The 18,755-nt window shown below is 69.1% G+C and carries 15 protein-coding genes; 3 read left to right on the forward strand and 12 right to left on the reverse strand.

The annotated features are described in order from the left end of the window. Positions 1 to 15 precede the first annotated feature (15 nt). The 9 genes from ACQEU8_RS35895 to ACQEU8_RS35935 form a co-directional block, all read right to left on the reverse strand. Entirely contained in the window at positions 16 to 474 is a 459-nt protein-coding gene (locus ACQEU8_RS35895) for a hypothetical protein (protein WP_433109066.1), read from the reverse strand. 875 nt (positions 475 to 1,349) lie between these two features. Continuing rightward, complete coding sequence (locus tag ACQEU8_RS35900; protein WP_433109068.1) at positions 1,350 to 2,621, reverse strand: glycosyltransferase; 1,272 nt, start codon at positions 2,619 to 2,621, stop codon at positions 1,350 to 1,352. A gap of 652 nt (positions 2,622 to 3,273) precedes the next feature. After that, a complete protein-coding gene (locus ACQEU8_RS35905) occupies positions 3,274 to 4,074 on the reverse strand; it encodes an aldo/keto reductase (protein ID WP_433109102.1) in 801 nt (266 codons plus the stop codon). After that, the gene (locus ACQEU8_RS35910) at positions 4,071 to 5,267 is read right to left on the reverse strand and encodes a JmjC domain-containing protein (protein ID WP_433109070.1); all 1,197 of its coding nucleotides are present in this window, start codon (positions 5,265 to 5,267) and stop codon (positions 4,071 to 4,073) included. Before ACQEU8_RS35910 ends, ACQEU8_RS35905 begins: the two co-directional genes overlap by 4 nt. Positions 5,268 to 5,362: 95 nt before the next feature. Next, on the reverse strand, positions 5,363 to 5,539 hold the full coding sequence (locus ACQEU8_RS35915; protein ID WP_433109106.1) for a hypothetical protein: 177 nt from the start codon (positions 5,537 to 5,539) through the stop codon (positions 5,363 to 5,365). 1,038 nt (positions 5,540 to 6,577) lie between these two features. Next, positions 6,578 to 7,393, reverse strand: coding sequence for a hypothetical protein (locus ACQEU8_RS35920; protein ID WP_433109072.1), 816 nt, complete (start codon positions 7,391 to 7,393; stop codon positions 6,578 to 6,580). Between the two features lie 132 nt (positions 7,394 to 7,525). Continuing rightward, entirely contained in the window at positions 7,526 to 8,341 is an 816-nt protein-coding gene (locus tag ACQEU8_RS35925) for a relaxase/mobilization nuclease domain-containing protein (protein WP_433109074.1), read from the reverse strand. Next, positions 8,338 to 8,676: a hypothetical protein gene (locus tag ACQEU8_RS35930; protein ID WP_433109076.1), complete on the reverse strand. Its 339-nt coding sequence runs from the start codon at positions 8,674 to 8,676 to the stop codon at positions 8,338 to 8,340. The genes ACQEU8_RS35925 and ACQEU8_RS35930 overlap by 4 nt, the downstream gene beginning before the upstream one ends. A 274-nt stretch (positions 8,677 to 8,950) precedes the next feature. Next, positions 8,951 to 11,017 (reverse strand): hypothetical protein, encoded by a 2,067-nt coding sequence (locus ACQEU8_RS35935; RefSeq protein ID WP_433109078.1) that lies wholly within the window; start codon positions 11,015 to 11,017, stop codon positions 8,951 to 8,953. A 1,531-nt stretch (positions 11,018 to 12,548) separates the two neighbouring features. Between ACQEU8_RS35935 and ACQEU8_RS35940 the strand changes: the two genes are divergently transcribed. Next, positions 12,549 to 12,707 (forward strand): hypothetical protein, encoded by a 159-nt coding sequence (locus ACQEU8_RS35940; RefSeq protein WP_433109080.1) that lies wholly within the window; start codon positions 12,549 to 12,551, stop codon positions 12,705 to 12,707. A 37-nt stretch (positions 12,708 to 12,744) separates the two neighbouring features. Here ACQEU8_RS35940 and ACQEU8_RS35945 read toward each other — a convergent pair whose 3' ends face one another. From ACQEU8_RS35945 to ACQEU8_RS35955, 3 genes are all read right to left on the reverse strand, one after another. Then, complete coding sequence (locus ACQEU8_RS35945) at positions 12,745 to 13,545, reverse strand: hypothetical protein (RefSeq protein WP_433109082.1); 801 nt, start codon at positions 13,543 to 13,545, stop codon at positions 12,745 to 12,747. Positions 13,546 to 13,616: 71 nt separating this feature from the next. Then, positions 13,617 to 14,147, reverse strand: coding sequence for a hypothetical protein (locus ACQEU8_RS35950; protein WP_433109084.1), 531 nt, complete (start codon positions 14,145 to 14,147; stop codon positions 13,617 to 13,619). Positions 14,148 to 14,927: 780 nt separating this feature from the next. Next, positions 14,928 to 15,554, reverse strand: a complete 627-nt coding sequence (locus ACQEU8_RS35955; protein ID WP_433109086.1) for an HD domain-containing protein — start codon at positions 15,552 to 15,554, stop codon at positions 14,928 to 14,930. Positions 15,555 to 16,343: 789 nt separating this feature from the next. Between ACQEU8_RS35955 and ACQEU8_RS35960 the strand changes: the two genes are divergently transcribed. Both ACQEU8_RS35960 and ACQEU8_RS35965 read left to right on the forward strand, forming a co-directional pair. Further along, a complete protein-coding gene (locus ACQEU8_RS35960; RefSeq protein ID WP_433109088.1) occupies positions 16,344 to 17,585 on the forward strand; it encodes a ParA family protein in 1,242 nt (413 codons plus the stop codon). Next, positions 17,582 to 18,676, forward strand: coding sequence for a ParB/RepB/Spo0J family partition protein (locus ACQEU8_RS35965; protein WP_433109089.1), 1,095 nt, complete (start codon positions 17,582 to 17,584; stop codon positions 18,674 to 18,676). Before ACQEU8_RS35960 ends, ACQEU8_RS35965 begins: the two co-directional genes overlap by 4 nt. Positions 18,677 to 18,755 lie beyond the last annotated feature (79 nt).

Below are 18,755 nucleotides of genomic sequence, written 5' to 3' on the forward strand. Positions count from 1 at the left end.
TGCTGGGCTCGCGCCCTACGCCGCTTCCCCGGCGTGGGAGTCCTCGTAAAGGGGGCCGAACTCGACGCTCTTGACGTCGCCCAGTTCGAGCGGCTGCCGCAGAAGACGGCGCAGCCAGGCGAACCGCCGGGACTTCGTGAGATAGCCGGGGCCGAACTCGACGGAGACCCACCGGTACTCCACGTCCCTCAGGGACTTGCCCCGCTCACCCGACTCGCTCTCCCCGCCCGGGCGGTAGATGGCCTGGGCCTCTTTCAGCTGCTCGGACGGAACCTTGACGATCCACGAGTCCGAGCGCGACTCCCACGGCCGCTGCCCCTGCCGGGGCACCTCCACCTGCAGGAGGACGGTTCCCTTGCCCTCGTTCGGGTCCCCCACGGACGCGACGCTCACCAGCACGCCGTTGAACCCCATGCGCCAGTAAGAACGGTCGAACTCCGTGGACCAGTAAGAACGGTTGATCACGCTCGACATGACAGCTCCTCCGCTGAAGACAGCCGGGGAGCGGCCCGTGCGGGCTGCCCTGGGCGTCTGTGCCCTTCCCGGCACAGGCCGTCCGCGCCGCGCCGGGGCCGGGGGCAACCGCGCTTTTCTTGCGGTTGCCCCCGGCCCCGGCGTGGTGCAGGCTCGCATGACGGGAAGGGAACAGGCACCCAGGGCAACCACAGGTCACACCCCTGCCTTCGGGAGAGGACCACCACGTAGGCGGGCGGACCGTCCCTGGCACCCCGGTGCCCCGGTGGCTGTACGTCGGGAACCCGTCGGTGTCCGCCGCCGGTACGTCGGCGAACGCCACGGGGCATGGCTGAGCCGTCCGCTCGGCCATGCATCACGGGCGACTGCGTTCCGCCGCGTTGCCGCCGTCACAAGCCACCCGCGCATCGGAAAACACCCCGGCTCAACCGGCCGCACCGCAATCACGCCGAAGGCCCCGGTACCGCCGCAATCGGCGGTACCGGGGCCTGCAACACCTCTCGGCTCAGCCGAAGTTCAGCTGCCTTCCTCCGAGCCGGACCCGTCCCCGTCCTCGGGACGGGGAGGCGCGGGCCGGGGCTCGTGACCGCCGGCGTCCGTCCACATACCGCCCTGCTTCGCCATGACACTCTCCTTCTCGACAGTGCCGGGCGGTGCCTCCTGAGAGGGAGGGGATCCGTGGTGGACCCTGCCCGGCGCAGCCGATCAGCCCCGGGGGGCGGTGGCGGCAAACCGCTCTTCGGTTTGCCGCCACCCCACCCCCGGGGCACGCTGCAAGCGGCGGGCAGGGGCCACCACGGACCGCTGACGGAGAAGCGCACGGGCCGGTGCTTCCGGCCCCCCGGAGGGAGCCGGAAGCACCGGTCACTCACCCGTCACCGGGTGGCGGCCCACCCGCCGTCGGCGGGCGCGTCCAGGTGCCGCCGCTGACGCTCCAGGTTCGCCAGGAAACAGTCGACCTGCACCGCCTGCACCGCCTCCTGATCCCCGGTACGCCGGTAACCGCGGCGGAACACCCCGGTCCCCGCAACCGGCACCACGAACGCGCCCCGGGCCAGCGCCTTCGCCACGAACGTCCCCTCCTCCGGACCACGGCCCACGTAGTCGGGCGGGAAACCGATGTCCGCCATCGGCCGCGAAACCACCAGGTCGCCACGCTGGACCAGCCGGTACATCTCGTCCGGACTCACCTCGCCCAGCCCCCGGAAAGCACCCGCATCTGCACCCGACTTGCCGTACGGCAGACGCTCCGGCGTCGGAGCGGTCGGCTCCAGGTACTCCATCCGGCCGGAGACCGTGACCAGATACGGCGACAGCAGATGCCGTACCGCGTGCTCCAGCAGGTAGTTGGGCGCCATCTGGAGGTCGTCGTCGATGAAGACCGTCACCGGGTGACTCGACAGCTCCTGGCCCAGGTTCCTGGCACCACCGCGGAAGATCCGCTTGGCGGCCCGCACCAGCCGCACCTGCGACGGCAGCCCCTCGGGAAGCCACAGGGGGGTCTGGCTCATCTCGTCCACGACGACGCACTCCCACGGCGTCCCACCCGGAAGCCGTCCTGCGGCCTCGATGATGCTTCCGACCGTTCCGGCCAGCACGCTCTGCGCGCCCCGCGCCGAGACGACGACGCTGATACCGGGAAGCGCCGGAAGGCCACGGCTGGTCTCCGGCAGCCCCAGAGCCTCCATGGCCGCCTCCAGCACCCAGTAGTCGTTGCTGCGGGCCCGGAGCCGCTCCCGGACACTCACCAGCCGCTCGACCTCGTGTGCCCTGGGCCAGCCCAGCCACGCCAGCACCTCGCCGAGCGCCATCTCCGGCGCCCACGCCAGCTTCGCGACGACCTCCTGCGGGTTGTCCCGCACCACCAGCAGCGCCCGGGCCGGGACGGTCTGCCGGGAACGCACCGCACGGGCCGTCATGGCCATGGCCTTCTCCGAACTGATCGGCACCCAGCGGCCGAAACGCCAACGCCAATGCCAGCTCTGCCGGGCAGGACCCGCCAGCCGCAACAGCTGGCCGCTCCCGACGACGGTCTCCACCACCACTTCCAGCGGCGCGAACCCATGCCGCGCCCACTCGTCCCACGCGACCGACGGCTGCACCGCGTAACGACGCACACCGCTCGGAAGAACCACGTTGGTACTCACTTGATCTCTCCTCACTGTTGAGGACGGACCGGAATTGGCCCGCCCGGAAACCCGGAAGGCCCGCACTACGGCGGGCCTCAGGCAACGAAGAGGGCGGCCCCTCGGGTGAGGGACCGCCCTTGCGAATTGGGGAGGGGGCGGCAAGCTGCCGCCCCCTCCCGGGGGATGGCTACTCCCCCACCAGGCCCTGCAGGAACTTCGGCGTGGCCACCGGCTGCTCAGCCTTCCGGCGAACGATGACCTCCGTGAGAACGAGCTGGTCGTCGCCGTAGGTCCCGTCCGCCTTCCTGGAGCCCCCTGGTAACTGTGGCCGGGAGGGATGGCCGCTGCGGCGGCCCGGGGCTCTGTGGTCCCCTTCCCGGTGATCGGCCGACAGCGCCGCGCCGGGGCGCGGGGTCAACCGAGCGCGCCTTTTGCTCGGTTGACCCCCCGTTCCGGTGTGGCGCAGGCTCAGGCACCGGGAAGGGGGGCGCAGAGGCCCGCACCACAGCAGTGGTCGCCCCTCTCACGACCGGAAACAGAGGGAACGCCCGGCCCTTCCATCTGACCAGAACCGGCCGGACATGGTCTCCATGTCCGGCCGACTGGTGGCGCCCTTCCTTCGTACGGAGTCGCGGGCCCGCCGCGTATGCGTGCGGGCCCGCAGCCCGGCTCACTGCCGGGCTTCACTCCTATCGGCGGCATCCCGCAGAAGGCGGCGATACTGGCCGACGACGTCCTCGTCCACCTCAAGAGCCAGCGCATCGACCAGCTCCCGCAGATGGGCGGGGTTGTCCGTACCGACCGCCACCGCGTCAACCGCGGGGAGACGGTAGGCAGCTCGGAAAGCTGCCTGCGTCGCAGTGGCCTGCTCCGCCTCACGCAGGAACACCCGTGGGTCGAACCGCCCCCACACGTCCTCCGCTGTACTGCCGCCGAAGGGGCTCATCCCCCACACCTGCGACGGACGCAGACGGGCGGTGAGCAGATCGGCGGCTTCGAGGATCCCGGCCCTGACCAGCAGACCGGAACGGACCATCAGAACGTCAGGACGCGGCAGCCCGTCCCCGGTGAGGGCGCCCAGAGGGCGCGGGTCCCAGGACGAGATGCCCCAGGACCCGCACACGCCGCTCGACGCGGCATCCTCCAGAACCGAACAGGCAGCCGCCAGCCGCTCGCGGCGCGCTGCCTCAGGACCCGCGGACAGGCTGTGCTCCGGATTGTGCAGGAACACCACATCCGGCTCCCGCCCCAGCTCCTGGGCCGCGCGCTCCACCGCCGCACGCAGACGCTCCGGATCCAGGGAGTGCTCCGACGGCCGGCCGGGCACCGGAAAGTACCCGACCTTCGTCGACACCCTGAACCGCGGCAGCAGATCACCAGCGACCCGCGCCAACGTCTCGTGCGAACGAAAACCCAGGTAGTTGGAGCTCGTATCGAGAGCCCCAACTCCCAGGTCCAGCGCCTCCCTCAGGACAGCGGGCTCGTGACGAGACCGGTGTAGCCCGAGGACAACTCGTCGGTCAGCGGCGCGCACAGTCCCTCCTTCACCAGAGTCTCGGCGATCTCCGTCACGTCGTAGCCCACGGCCGCCTCGACGGCGCCCAGGCTGACCGGCCCACCACTCAGCAGCAGCTGCAGAGCGGGCATGGCCGCTTCGGCGAAGAGGATCTTCCGTCCCGCGGCGGTCACGCTCACCGCCGCCCCTTCCCGCTCGACCTTCGGCCGGAAGTGGGTGGTGCACACCACCCCTTCGAGCGGCCCGAAGATGTCCACGAAAGGCACGTGCCGGGTCGGGAACGGCTGCTGCTCGTACGCCGCCAGGTAGTCGGCCGGAGGGTTCGCACGGATGAACTCCGCAGCCGCCTCCTGAAGCGCCGTCGTGTCCGCCCACGGGGCCCGGTCCAGGTCGTGCCGGAAGATCTCCCGCGTCCTGCACCAGTCCGCCAGCCACGTGAGGTAGCTCGCGCCCGTGCGCTTCGTGATGCCGAACGTCGCGTGCAGGCTGTAGCCGGAGCCGCTGCCGTTACGCGTCGCCTGGTGCCAGAACCCCCGGGGGATGTGCATGACGTCGCCCGGCTTCATGACCCCCTCCCACACCATGTCCTCGCTCGGAGTGGTGTTGGGATCGGCGTCCCGGTACATCGGCGCCGGCCGGGAGGTGTTCCGCACCTCCCACTCCTTCTCGCCCGCCAGCTGCACGATCACCACGTCGTGGTCGTCCCAGTGCAGCGGGAAGCCCGACGCCTCGTTCGTGGTCAGGTACACATTCACCTGCACCCGCTCGTGAGACCACCACTGGAGAGCCCGGCAGGCGGCCTCCATCTTCGGGTCGAAGGTGTTGAGCTGATCCATGATCAGCGTCGCACCCTCCCGCAGCAGCCCGCCCAGGCGCTCCATGTTCACCATCGGGATGCTCTGGCCCCGAGGGCTGACGGTGTCGGTGAAGTACACCGCCGGGTGCACCTCCTCACCGTTCTGGAAGAGCCGGAACTGCGGACGGTTGAGGCTCCTGCGCATCACGATGTCCAGCAGCCGGTTCGGCGTCAGGATCTCGGAGAGGAGCGCGGTATCACCGACGTTCCCCCGTGCGAAGCTCTTCCCGATCTCGTCCGGGCCGCTCCACCCGAGCGCGGTCTCGATCGCCTTGATCAACTTGTGTTCCATTTCTTCTTCCCCCTTGGAAGTCACTCGTGTCGTGCGGAAAAGCCGGCGGGGGCCGACGCGACGAATCGCGCCGACCCCCGCCGAAACCGGGACCGTCAGTGGTCGCTCAGGTTGCCGTCACCACCCGGCCACGGGGCGTCGCCGGAGCTGCCCTGGTTGTCGGACCGGAGGCTGTCGTACCGGTCCTGGACGACGGTCAGCTCCTGCACCGCCAGGACGAGCCCGGCAACGGGCTTCGCCGGGGCAGGCGTCGCCTGCACCTGTGCATTCACGTCGTGCTCCTTCCGCTGAACTCCCGCCCCGCTCTGGGGCAGGAGAGCGACTCCCTCCACTCGGGAGAGAACCGCACATCAACACCTCCTCCTCACGAAGAGGCGTCCAGCCGGGTCCTTTCCGGCACGAGCCGGACGGCAGACCCGCTGGGGGGGCCGCAAGGTGCTTTCCCTTGCGGCCCCCCCAGCGGGTCTGCCAGGCTCAAGGGCCGGAAAGGACCTGGCTGAACGCCTCGACCCCGGTAACCCTCAACTGCGCAGTGGGTCCCCCGGGGTAGCCACATCACCGGCCTTCCGCGACCGAAGCGCCCCAGCGCTGACCCGCCGCCTGGCACCCGCGATCGTCGTCCGACAGCGCAGCTGCTGTCTTGGGAGAGCGCCCAACGCCTCGTCGGTCACCACCGTGACCTCGGGTCTGTCCTCAACGCGTAAGCGGCGTCACCGGACGGAACGACAGCAGAGCAGAAGGGGCAGGGAAGGACCTGCGGCCGTTGGTGACTCCGTTTCTGACGAGTCCGCCACGGGATCCCCGCCATAGCTGGCGCTGCGATGTCGGCAGCCACGCAGACCCGGGCGGGGTGTCAACCGGGTGAGAAACGCCCCTGGTTGACACCCCGCCCACGTCTGCAAGGTGTTCGATTCGCAACGTCAGCGGGTCACCCGTCGGGGGAAGACAGGGGGAAGAGACGCTGCTGCCCCGGCCCTGCCCCAGCGCCCGCCTCCGCTCGCCCCGTCCAGCCCTGCCCGCGCGTCCGACAGCGACAGGAGCTCACCACCCGCAACCGGTCACCACCTCCGAGCAACGCGAGCCCAACAGCCCTGCATTCGCTCACCCATAAGCGAAGCCCTATTGCATAGCTCGCTCCCCTTCTCCCCTTCCTGCACCGCCCACACTCCTCCCAGGAGTTGGCGACGGGCGGAAAGGGGGGGACGAGGGAAGGGAGGGGAGGGGAGGGGAGGGGAGGTCGAGCAAAAACAAAGGAGCGGGGGAAGGCCAGGTGCCTTCCCCCGCTCTCTCGGGGCTCTTTTCAGGGAGTGCTACAGCGCGGACAGACCTTCTACGTCCGCACGGGCGTAGCGGCCGAAACGGCCGGGGGTCAGCCCGTGGCGTTCGGCGGTGACCTCGAACTTTCCGACGGGCCAACCCAGCAGCTGCGCAGCCTCTTCGCTACTGAGGCTCGCCTCGATCCAGGCGCGGCGATCGGATATGGCGGCGGTGATGTCCGCCGGGGTGAGGGCGTCCAGGTCCTCGAGGGCGTACAGCGGCCATCCGCGGAAGTCACCGACCGGGCGCAGCACGCCGCGCTCGGCCAGCAGTTGGACGTCGGCCCGTTCCACCTCCAGGCCGGTGCGCTGTGCGAGATGCTCTGCGGCCTTCTCCGAACCGAGGCCGGGGTGGTCGCCGACGATGGTCAGGATCTCCTCGACGCGGTCGGGGAGGGTTTGCGCCAGCTCCTTCGACCAGCGCTTCTGCTCGGTGTCGGGCTCTGGGACCAGGCCGCGTTCCCGGGCGCGCTGTAGCTGCCAGGTCTTCAGGCCCAGATAGCGGCTGAGCTGCACCGGTCCGAAGGTCTCGCGTCGCTGCGCCGCGCTTGGCCGGGGGACGGCGGGTCGGTTGCCGGCGTCAGAGGGGGTGGTTACGGGTGGGGCGGGGTCCTGCTTCAGTTCGAGTGCGGCCAAGATGGCCTCGATCCGGTCCGGGAGTGTCTTCGCCAGGGCGTAGGACCAGCGTTTGTCGTCGATGTCCGGTGGGGGGATCAGTCCCCTGTTCTGCGCGCGGCGTAGCTGTGGTTCTTCGATGCCCAGCCAGCGGGCGAGTTGCACGGGGCCGAAGTCGGCGCGGTTCTGACTCACGGGTGCGTCCCTCCGCTTGGCATGGTTTGCACGAAGTGGCGGCAGGCTGCGTAATGGGCCCTCTCACCAGTGTCTCGTGCGGCACTGACAGTGGTCTGGGACAGATCGCTGTCAGCGGTCTGGGACAGCTCTTCAGTTCTGGAGGCCCGGCGGCTGGTCGGGGGCAGGGGTCAGGGCAGCGTGGAGTTGGGGCCAGCTCAGGTCCTTGGCGACCTTGGAGGCGGTTACCCATATCTGGGTGCCTTCCTGGTCCCGCCAGGAAGGGATGCTGAAGGAGTAGCCCCGCACCTGGCCGGTGGAGGGGGAGCTGTGGGCGCGCCAGTCCACTCCTGCTTCGGTGAGGGCGCGTTCAAAGGCGTTCTGGCCCTGGCCGCGGGTCGCGTCACGGGCGGCGCGTATGCGGGCGCGGAGTTCCTCGCGCTCGGGGCGGGGTGCTCCCCTGTTCTGGCTTGCGGCGCGTTCGGGGCGGGTGACCTGGGGGGCGATGCGGTTGCTGCGTTCTTCGGCGTTGACGAGCTTCCATACGCGCTCGATGTCGCGGACGACGGGCCAGGAGCGGTGGTAGTCGAAGGCGTCCCGGACCAGCCAGCCGGTCCAGTCGACGCGGCTGATGGTGAGGTGGATGTGGTCCTCGCCGTGCCTCACGGCGACCCAGGGGCAGTTGCCGTATCCCATGCGGGTGACGTAGCGCTCGGCAATCCGGGCCCAGGTTGCGTCCGGGAGGATCGGGTCGTCGGGGGCGGTGCGCAGGGCGCAGCGCCAGATGGGACGGGCCACGTCGGCGCGGCGGGCGGTGTGGGCGTCGATGAGGTGTGCCAGTTGGTCGACGGTGCCGGGGACGTTGCCCGTTATGAGGCGGGGGTTGACGTGTTCCTCGTCGCGGCCGGGGCCGAAGTCGTAGCGGAGGGCGCGGTCTGCGCGTCGCCCTTTCGTGATCTTCGCGATCACTGTGCCGGTCCGGCTGCGCGCTCGGGTGCCACCGGCAGGCCGCGTACGTGCAGTGCCGCGTTGCCGAGCTGGGCGAGTACCGCGTCGGCGTCAGCGGGGAGACTGCCGTGTTCCTGGGCGTGGCGCATGAGGTTCCGCAGGTTTTCCGCCGCCTGTACGAGTTGCGCATAGGCGGTCTCGTTGACCTGGGGCACGCGAGGAACGTCACCGGGGAGGCCGGGGTGTCCGTTGAGGGATTCTTCGACGACTGCCCGGACCCAGGCGCCGAGTTCCTTGCGTTCTGTCCCCTGGCGCGCTTTTTGCCAGCGCTCCAGCTCGTCGGAGTTCAGTCGCACGCTGACGCAGTGCGTGCGCTTGTTTCCCGGAATCCCCCGCACCATGTGTGTCCCCTGTGTCCCCTCGTTCGTCCACCGCAGCATCACGGTGTGTTACGGCACCAACCGTAATCCTCCGTTCTTGGTGGGGGCTTGGGCAGGCCGGGGGGAACGGGGATGGCTGACGAGCGAGCTGGAAGCCCGGCTCGCGCGAAACGCGGCCGAGCTGACGACGCTGTCCGCCGAGCTGTAGGCCGGCAGTATCCAGCTCGACGTTCCTTGTCGGGGCGGGCGATCACGCTGCTCCTGCGGTGGTCTGTGCGTAGTGGGCGGTGAGCTGGTCGGTGTAGCGATCGAACACGGCGGTCCAGGCCGAGGCGGCCCAGGCGCGTTCGCGGGCACGGTCGCCACCCTCGCCGTGCGGGTCGGGGCGGTACATGATGGCGGCGGCCCGACGGGCGGTGCGAGCGGCGGCCGGGTCGATTCTCTCCAGCAGGTCGATCTGCTCACGGACAACCAGCGGTATGTGAAGCATGGCCTCCCCGCCCGGCTGCGGGCAGTGAGACAGCCCCGGGGAACCTGCAGGCCCCGCAGGGGAGTCGCCCGACGTCGGTTCCGGCCTGGTGACCTCAGGTGCGGGGGGCGGCAAGGGCGCTTCAAGGGCTGCTTCGATGGCACGGCGGGCCTGGACGGCTTCCAGCCGGGAGAGCGCCTCGAGTTCGCAGTCATCGCAACGGATGCGCAGGTCTGCAACCCGACCGTAGATGCGCCCCTCGCAGCCGCCGACGGCGCAGGGGACGAGAGTCCTGCCGCCGGGTGAGAGGGGCAGGCCGATGCTCAGAGCCCAGGACAGAGCGTCGCGGCGGAACCGGTAGGGCCGCTCCGGGTCACCGGTGACCAGCTTGGCCAGGCGCTGGCGCAGCCGTGAGGCGATCATCGCGTCGTCATCGCCCTCGGCGATCAGCCCACCCAGCATCCGGTCCAGCAACCGCCGCTGGTACGCAGTGGGTTCGGGCAGCAATCGCTGGAGAACCTCGCTGGTGCGGGGCAGGTTCCGGGCTACCCGGCCCAGAAACGGGCAGGCCACAGGATCGGTCGAGGGAGCTGGGGGGTTGTGTTTTTCCGCGCGCAGCGCGCTGCCCCCACCACCCCTGTGCGGAAGCGGGCCCAGCCCGGATCCGGCCGCAGTCGTGTGCGCGGCCACGGCTTGGCGAGGGTGCTCCCCGCGCGCGCCCGCGCGTCCCGGCCGACCTGGGGTCCCCGACGGCGCTTCGCCGGAAAACCCACCACCACCATCACTCTTCCTACTACGCCCAGCCCCAGGAGAGTGATGGGTGTGAAGGGGGGTCGCATCGTCGGGCTCTGCCTTCTCGGGCCTCGCAGGGCCTGGCACAGTTACGACCTGCGGCTTCGCGGGCGCAGTTGGCGGCTGACCCGGCCCGGTCGCATCGTCGGGGTCTGCAACAAAGGGCCTCGGGGCATGGCGGCGGTCCTCCCGGCCGGTGACGGACCGGTGCGCGGCGGCCACCGCAGGCACCACGAGCTGGCTCTTCTGGTGCAGGCCCGAGGCCGTGCGACGACGAGGCCGTGCAACGGCACCGGCCTCTTCCAGCCGGGTCAACACCGCCTCGGCACCCGCCCGCTTGCAGCCCAGCAGCCGGGCCAGTGTTGCCACCACCCGGCCGCGGCGGATGTCGACCCTGCCCCCGCACAGCGGCACAATCCCGTCCTCGCCGGCCTCCAGGACCAGGAGCAGCAGCGCCAGGCGGTCCGTGGCCGCCCCACGGCCTGTACGGCAGCCCAGCAGCCCGGCCGGAGTCACCCTCCCGTCCCGATGGAACCAGCCCGGCGCCATCACCGCTTCGACGAGCCGGTGCAGCACCGCCAACTCCTTCTTGCTCAGCCCGAGCAGGCCCCGGTCGGAAGCCTCCGCCAAGGGACGCAGGCGGCACCGCAGACCGGCGTCTTCTGCGTACTCCCCAGGACGGGTCTCCACATCCACCATCGGCATGGCCCGCAGTGGGCGGACCACCGCCTTGCTCGCACGCTCTGCCGACAGGCCGATCCACTGACCCAACTCCCTCGTGGTGACCTCCGCCTCCAACGAGGTGGCGTTGGTCCGCGAGGCCAGGACCAGCACAGCAAGCCTCACCGGATCCGGCGCACCGGCCAGATCAGGGTGCGCCAGCAGCGTGTGCACCACGGTACGCAGCCGGGCACGCATACCGGCGGCCAGCGCGAGCGGGTGCGCCGGGCCGTACTCGGGCACGGGACCGGCCTGCACCGGCACGAGACGGGGCCCATCCCGGCGCCGCTGCCCAGGGATCAGCCGCGGTCGTGCGGGCGCCGTCATGGAGCTCATCGCCGCACCGCCTCTCCCCGACACAACCGCCCCGCTCGGGGCGCGTTTGCACAGGCGTGCCCACTCGACGGCTCGGTCGGCCGTGGCCGGCCGACGGCGGGCAGGGAACGTCCGAAGGGCTCACAGGCGCGCGCGATCATCACGCCCCAGAAACGGGCACGGAAACGGCCGAATGTGACAGCCGCCGATGAAATCGTGGCCCGCCCAACCCCCTGGGGCGTGACGCCCGAGGTCAGCATGGGCGTGGTTGCTGGCGCAGATACGCGCGCCAAAGAGGCCGAAATGCACTCACCAGTCCGTGTGACATCGCCCACAGGGCGAGTGACGAACTGGGGTGCACAGCGGCCGAAATGAAGTGTGCAGGCATGCCGACAGTGGCAAACCCGCAGGCAGTCATGCACAATGGCTCCTGAAGAAGGGCGCCTGATGGCTCCTGAGGGGCACTAGGTGCTTCTTCGGTTTCTGGGGCGAAACCTGATTACGAACCGTCTGCTGGCTCCAACCAGCGGACGACCCCTTCGAGAGGGCTCCGCCAAGCCCACTCGGTGTCGGACAGGGGCGCTGAGGTGAGGTGATCTCCCAATCACCTGAGCTGAGCGCCCGGGGCAGCCAAAGGCGCCCCAACTCACCTACGTCATCCCGACCCCCTCATCCGAGGGGAGCTTCGGGGTGCCCGCACGCAGCACAAACACCCCGCCGAAGGGCCACCCGCTGCACAGGCAGCCGGTGGCACCACGGTGGGGTGCGGTGTAGCCGGGAAGATGCAGGGGTACCCTGGTCACTGTGTCGACGCCCTTCGGTTTGGGTACAAGGGGTGTTCGGCCGGCCGATCGGACCCCCTCTACAAGGTCCCTCGGCCACGTGGCCCCTCCCGGCTTGCCAAGGCCGGTCGACGGGGCCACTTCTCTTTACGATCAATGCTGTTGGGCACTCTACTCCTCCAGTAGCACTGCCGGTGGCTGAGGGGCATATGTCGCAGCGTCACCGGTCGTGGCCCCAATGGGCAGTTGGCGAGCTTCCCTCAACTGCACGGACGCATCCATCCAATGCGCCTGCCTGCTCTGCAAGTTCGAGCAGTGTCCCCCTGGAGGGTGTCCGGCCCGGCCCCCGCGACGAGGGACCAACTCACGAACCGCCGCCCGAGACGCTTCATGCGACTGGATCGTCTCGGGAGCGATGGCTTCCGCGCACAGCAGTCAGTCGAGGACCTCGCCCTGGAGTGTCACCGCTACGCGTGTACTCGCCCAAGGCTCCATCAGCAGCTGCACCGCTGACAGCTCGTCAGCGTCGTGGCGAGACAGATGTCAACAACTTCAAGACGCTCAACGACACCTACGGGGTAAGCCGTCGGCGACCAGGCGTTGTCGCCCTCGTCCGGCGGCTGCGCCAGTGGTGCACCGCACGCCGGGGGCTGGCTGCCCGGCGGGCCCGTACCGGCCGGGACCGAGTGACAGCTGACTGAGCGGTGTGTGCAGTTCCTGGACGACGGCCTGTAGATGGCGTGTTCCAGTGCACTGCAGACCGATGGCTCGTGCCGGCGTCCGTCCAAGGGCCGCAGGATCACGGCGGGGACTGGACGGCGAAGCTCCGGGCTGCATTGGCCGTGCTGGGCACCGTGGATGGCAGCCACGTCGCCACGTGTCTGGACGAGGCCGCCGCGGAGGGCGGCCCGGTGGGAGTCGTCAGCTAGCAGGTAGCGCCGTCGGAAGCGCGCCCGGCGGAGGGCGTCATGCGTGCGTTGTGTCCTGCTCCCACTTCTGGACCTTGTGCAGGACCGCTTGAGCCGGTTCCGTGTGTCGGTCCACCGGTTGGAGATGGCGCAGCGCAGCTGACACGTAGGTGCCGAGGGAGGCGATCTGCCGGGGTGTGCGGCAGTCCGTCACCACGGCGGCGACCTGGTCGAGCCAGTAGTCGGCTTCTTCGTCGGCTGCCAGCTCGGCGCGTACCGCCAGCAGTTCGCGGCCGAGCCGGACGGTGGCCTCCCCGCGGCGCTGTTCCCGGATCTCCCGCAGCCGCTCGACTCGCTCAGCTTCCGCCCGTTCCGCCTCGGTTCGGGCAACGGCCTCGGGGGTACGGCGTACCGGGAGTGCACCGGGCATGGCGGACAGTTCGGTGGCGCGCAGCCGCCTCGCCTTGCTCTCCGCGGCGCTGGCACTCCCCTTCTTGACTCCCAGCGGCTCGGCCAGATCCTCCCAGTGAACGCCGGCATCCCGGGCGTCCCGGACCGCGCGGCTCTGGTGGGGGTCGGCCTCCCGGCGGAGGAACTCCCACAGCCGCACCCGCAGGAGGGTGGCGCGTCGGCGCGCGGCCGGGTCGGTGAGCGTATGGGCGCGCCGTTCGGCATACAGCAGCGCTTCGCGCGGATGCTCGTCCGCCGGCATCTGCTCGACCGTCGCGTCATCGGCTGCGACATGCAGCTCACGGAGCTCGGCGACCACGGCGCCCGGGTCCATGGGGCGCAGCCGTGTGGGCGGCTGGCGCAGCGGAGCAGCGGCTGGAGGGGGCACGCGGCGGGTGCGAGACGGCATGCCGTGAGCCTGCCACGATCGCCCCGCTGGCTCCCAGCTGTCCCCACTAGTGGGGAGGCACCACGTGGTGGTCAGTCTTCGGTGTCCTCGGTCAGCTCGTCCCACAGGGCCGCTGCCGCCGCGCCAGCGTTGAACGCCTGCTCGCACGCGCGGAGCGTCCAGCCCGCCGGGTCGCTTTCGTCCGGCTCCAGCTGCCCCGTCAGCGTGTAGAACACCGCGGCTGTCACCTCGGCCACGAGCCGGCCGAGTTCCTCACGGGATCGCCCGCTGAGCGTCCCGATATCGGTGATCGTCACGAGCTCGTTCTGGTCCTGCGATTCGGTGCTCTCCGACTCGGCGGCGTCCGCCTCCACGTCATCGAGGCGGGAGAGGGCGGTCTGGGCGGTTGCGCTCCATTCACTGGCCTGGAACAGAGCGATCCCTCTGGTGGGCTCCAGCCACTTGCGCGTCTGCTCGATGCGCCGAAGCAGCGCGTTGGTGTACGAGAACGAGCTCACCCAGGGCGGGATGGGAGACGTGCTCAAGGAGCGCATGCCGACCGGGGGCTCGGCCAGGCGCGCCAAGTAGCGCATGCGCTTGTAGACGTCCTGGAAGTGCTCCAAGGGGGGGATCATCGCCGGGGCTTCCTGTTCAGCGTGCCGTTCTGTATCCACCGTGAGCCGGTTTGTGCGGGCCCGCACCCTTGGCGGACTGTGCCGGAGCAAGCTACTTGTCGTACGCCCGGGCTTCCGACCTGTGATGGCCCTCCGCTGTTGCACGACATCTGTCGCGAGATTCGCACCGTACTTGTCGTCAACGTCTCCAGAAGGCGCCGCACACGCGACCTGAGCAGTGCGATTGCCCAGGTCAAGGCCCGCACGACAGCTGTCCTGCCAACACGACAAGTACCGTGCTCAGTCTTACTGACGGTCGGTGGCAGGCAACCCTCCCGGACGTTCACGCGTTCACATTCTGAACTGTTCCGCATTCTGCGGAAATGGCATGGACATGACCCTGACGGCCGTCGGTCAGGTGAGGAAGCGCCGACGCCAACGGGACTTGTCGGCCTGGCGGATCCGGCTCGTCCGAAGCAGACTCCTCAGCTATTACGTCGTAATAGCTGGCGAGGGGCGGGACCACAGAGCCTGCCTTCATGACTTCACCTGGCGTTATCTCCCCGCCAGTGGGCAACAAGCGCCGTGATGTCTGGTGCGAATGCGTTGTGCCGAAGGTGCAGTGGCGATGGGTGACGCTCCGCTCGACGGTCGTCCTCCAGGCCCACCACTCAGTGACGAGCAAGGCGTCGTCCTGCCGGCCGCGCTGTGGTCGCTGGCGCGGCGGACGTCAAGGGCACGCGTCGGGGCTTGAGGCGAGGACCTGTCCAGGAGCGCTCGCAGCGCATGTCATTGAGAGCACGCGTCCGGGTTGTCGACAGCCACGTGACCGAAAGCGTCGCGCCAGTCCGCATACCATTGGCGGAACCACGGATGGGACTGCGTGAGCGGGACGATGGAGTGCACCGTCTCCAGGTAGTACGAACGGCGTTTCTCCGGCCTGGGATGCGTATCAAGCCGCTGCACGTTGCTCAGGCGGTCCGCAAGTTTCACCAACAGGGCATCAGGCGGGGCGGTGCGCAGACGCGTCAAATACGCCGCCCGTGCCTCCTCGCCAGTCTGGCCCTCCGATGGCACGGGCTTGGTTACCCAGTCGACCAAGACCGCGACGCGGTCACCAAAGCGCTCCCGCACGTTCTCAAGCAAGCACTCTGTGTCCTCGACCACATCGTGGAGAACGGCCGCGCGCAACACATCGATGTCTGTCGTTCCCACCGCCTCGACCAACACGCACACGACCTCAAGCAGATGCTCGACATAAGGCTCACCCGCCGGTCGAGTCTGGTCCGCGTGCCACCGCACAGCGAACTCGACCGCCTCATCCAGCGAGGCAAGGTCCCGATCCGCGATGCGCCGCCGCACCAATCGCTCACGCACGGACGACCAACCGGCCGCCGCCTCGAAGACCTGCAACATGAGGAACAGTTCCCTTCACTTGCCACGGCGACGACAAGCCGAACCGGCTCGCTCACGCCCATCCGCGCCCTTCAGCGCGACAAGGCAGTGGCCGCCCGCCCGAACAGGAGCCAGCAAACCAGACTTCGCCTCGGTGCCGGTTTCCTACTACTGAGATTAGAAGCAGCTTCTGAGCGTCCGGAGTCTGTTGAGCACGTTCAAGGCCAGTCGTCCTCACCACCTGGGGTGGGCAATTCACCCTGACGGACGAGATCTGGGCCGTGAGTGGAGGGGCTCTCATGACTGGCAACGCCACTGTGCCGAGCGTTGAGCTATTACGCCGTAATGGCTGGAAGCACTGCTCAGGCTCGGCGCATCGCTGGCCAGCGGTGCGCCACTCTCCTGGGGGCTTCATGTAGCCGCCGGGCGGAGAACGGGTGTTGGGCACTCGTGGCTGCGTGGGGCCTGCCGGCCCGGGAGTCGGATCCTCAGTGCCGCTCGGTCGGATGCAGGGCCGACCCCTCAAGGTAGAAGGAAGAAGGGGGTGTGCCGTTCCTCACCTGGGTCGGCTAGGAAGCGCCGTCTGTATCGGTCGGGTAGCACTCTGAGGCTTCGCTGGGCAGCGAGGGCCACGTAACGGCTTTGTCATGGCCGGGTGTTGGCGGTCATTGGAGGGTCTCACGCGCTTATTACGGCGTAATAGCCAGCCCTCAGGGATTCGACGTTGGCCATCCGGGTCTTGAGCCAACAGAATGACAAACTAACGTCGATTCACCCTCACTCGCCATGTTCGTTAGTAAGGTGGCTCCCATGGATACCTCACCGCCGCCCAGCGACCGGGAGAAAGTCGTCTCCAAGCTTCCTGCTCCGCTGCGCCAGGCCCTGAAAATCCGGGCCGCGCAGCGAGGCATCGAGATCCAGCTCGCGGTCGAGGAAGGCATCGCCTCTTGGTGTGCCCTTGCCGCAACGCCTGAGAGCGTCGACACGGCAGGTGCCGACTCCTTCTCCACTTTCCTGCCCGAAGGACAGTGGGAGCACTTCCGCCGCATTGCGGGCGAGCGGAAGGTCTCCCTGATCCAAGGTCTCGCCCAGTCGGTGCAGCTGTGGCTCGACACCCACCCAGCACCCGACATCGAACGGCCCGCCGTCACGCGGCGCATCGTGGTGTGCAACCAGAAGGGCGGCGTTGGCAAAACCGCCATCACCGCGGGCGTCGGTGAAGCCCTCGCAGAGAACCCCGAGAAGCTCTACCCCGTACGGGTCGCCAAGCAGCTCGCGGCTGCCGCCTCGGACCAGAGCGACCCGGTCGCACTCGACGTGGAGAACCTTCCCGGCCTCGGACTTCGCGTCCTCCTCGTCGACTTCGACCCCCAGTGCCACCTCACCAACCAACTGGGCTCCGCACCCCTGGCCATGGACGGTGACAGCCTCACCAACCACATGGCCGGAGACCCCAAGGGCGACCTGCGCGACCTCATCGTCTCCGTCGACGACGACAACTTCGGCGGCCGCCTCCACCTCCTGCCCGCCTGCAACGACGCCTTTCTCCTCGACGTACGCCTCTCCGCCGTACGCGCCAGGGAAGCCGCGCTCGAGCGGGCGCTGGCCCCCCTGGAGAGCGATTACGACGTAATCCTCATCGACTGCCCGCCCAGCCTCGGTCTCAGCATGGACGCCGCCGCCTACTACGGGCGGCGCCGCGAGGGCGAAGCGCCCGGACAGTCCGGAACGCTGATCGTGGTCCAGGCCGAGGACAGCTCCGCCGACGCCTACGATCTGCTCGTCCACCAGATCGACGATCTGCGCAACGACCTGCAGATCGACATCGATTACCTCGGCATCGTCGTCAATCTCTACGACGGCCGCCGCGGCTACATCGCCACCTCTTCCCTCCAAGGCTGGGTCGACATAAAGGACCCCCGCGTCGTGGGCCTCATCGGTGACCTGAAGGAACAGAAGGAAGCCGTCCGCATGAAGGCGCCTCTCCTCTCCTACGCCCCTCGTTCCCAGCAGGCCATCGGCATGCGCGCACTGGCACGGGAGATCTCATGAGCAAGGCGGACAAGCTCGGCGCAGGCCGGTTCGGCAGTCGTCAAGCCCAACCGGTCAGCGCGCGACGCCGCGCCGTGGCCTCCGCAACCGGTGTCCCCACCGAAGGCGTCGCCGACCCCACCGAACTCCCCCTCGACCGCATCAGCCTCAACCCGGACAATCCCCGCTCCAGCCTCGGTGACCTGACCGACCTCGCCGGCAGCCTCAAGGACCACGGCCAGAAGCAGGCCATCACCGTCATGAACCGGGACGCCTACATCAAGGCCAACCCGGACCGCGAGGCGGACCTGGAACCTGACGCAACTCACGTCGCCGTCGACGGCAACAGCCGCCTGGCGGCGGCCCGCGAGGCCGGCCTGACGACCCTGAAGGTGATGGTCAGCGACGACCAGGGAAACAACGCCGAGGAGCTTCTCGAATCCGCGCTGGTGGCCAACATCCACCGCCAGGACCTCGAGGAACTCGACGAAGCCCGCGCCCTGGACCGGCTCCTGGCCATCCACGGAAGCCAGACCGCGCTGGCCAAGCGGCTCCACCGCTCCCAGGGCTGGATCTCCCAGCGGCTCGCGCTGCTCAACCTCACCCCCGAGCTGCAACAGCGGATCGGGCAGGAACCCATCGACCTGCTGCGTGCGGTCGGGAACAAGCCGGCCGATCAGCAGCAAGCCGCTCTCGAAGAGCTCAAGCAGCAGCGGGCCCGGAAGGAAGCCGAAAGACAGGAGCGCCGCCGCAAGCTCGAGCCCGCCCAGCAAACCGGGACAACGGGTGAGGGCTCCACCCAGTCCGGTGAGGCCTATTACGACGTAATAGAGGGCCAGAAGCAGGCGGCGGCATCCTCCGCAGCGGAACCCGTCCCCCACTCCTCCGGGCGGGGAGGCGAGGGGGTGCCCGAGCCCCGGGCGAACCACTCCCCCACCGCCAAGGACAAGAAGAAGGCTGCTGCCTCAAGGGAGATGCCGTACCACGATGGCGAGGCACTGGCCCAGCACCTGATCGAGCGCCTCGACCCTGTCCAGATGGAGACCATGCTTGCCGTGCTGAACCAGCACCAGGAACAAGCAGCCGCTCACAGAGAGGCGGCTGCCTCCTGATGGGACGCCACTGGTGCAGCAGCGCTCCCCCGGGCCTGGTGAGTAGACGCAGGCCCCGGGAGCGCATGCTGTATCCGGC

Source organism: Streptomyces sp. CA-250714, from assembly GCF_050936705.1.
In the GTDB taxonomy this organism is placed as follows: Bacteria; Actinomycetota; Actinomycetes; order Streptomycetales; family Streptomycetaceae; genus Streptomyces.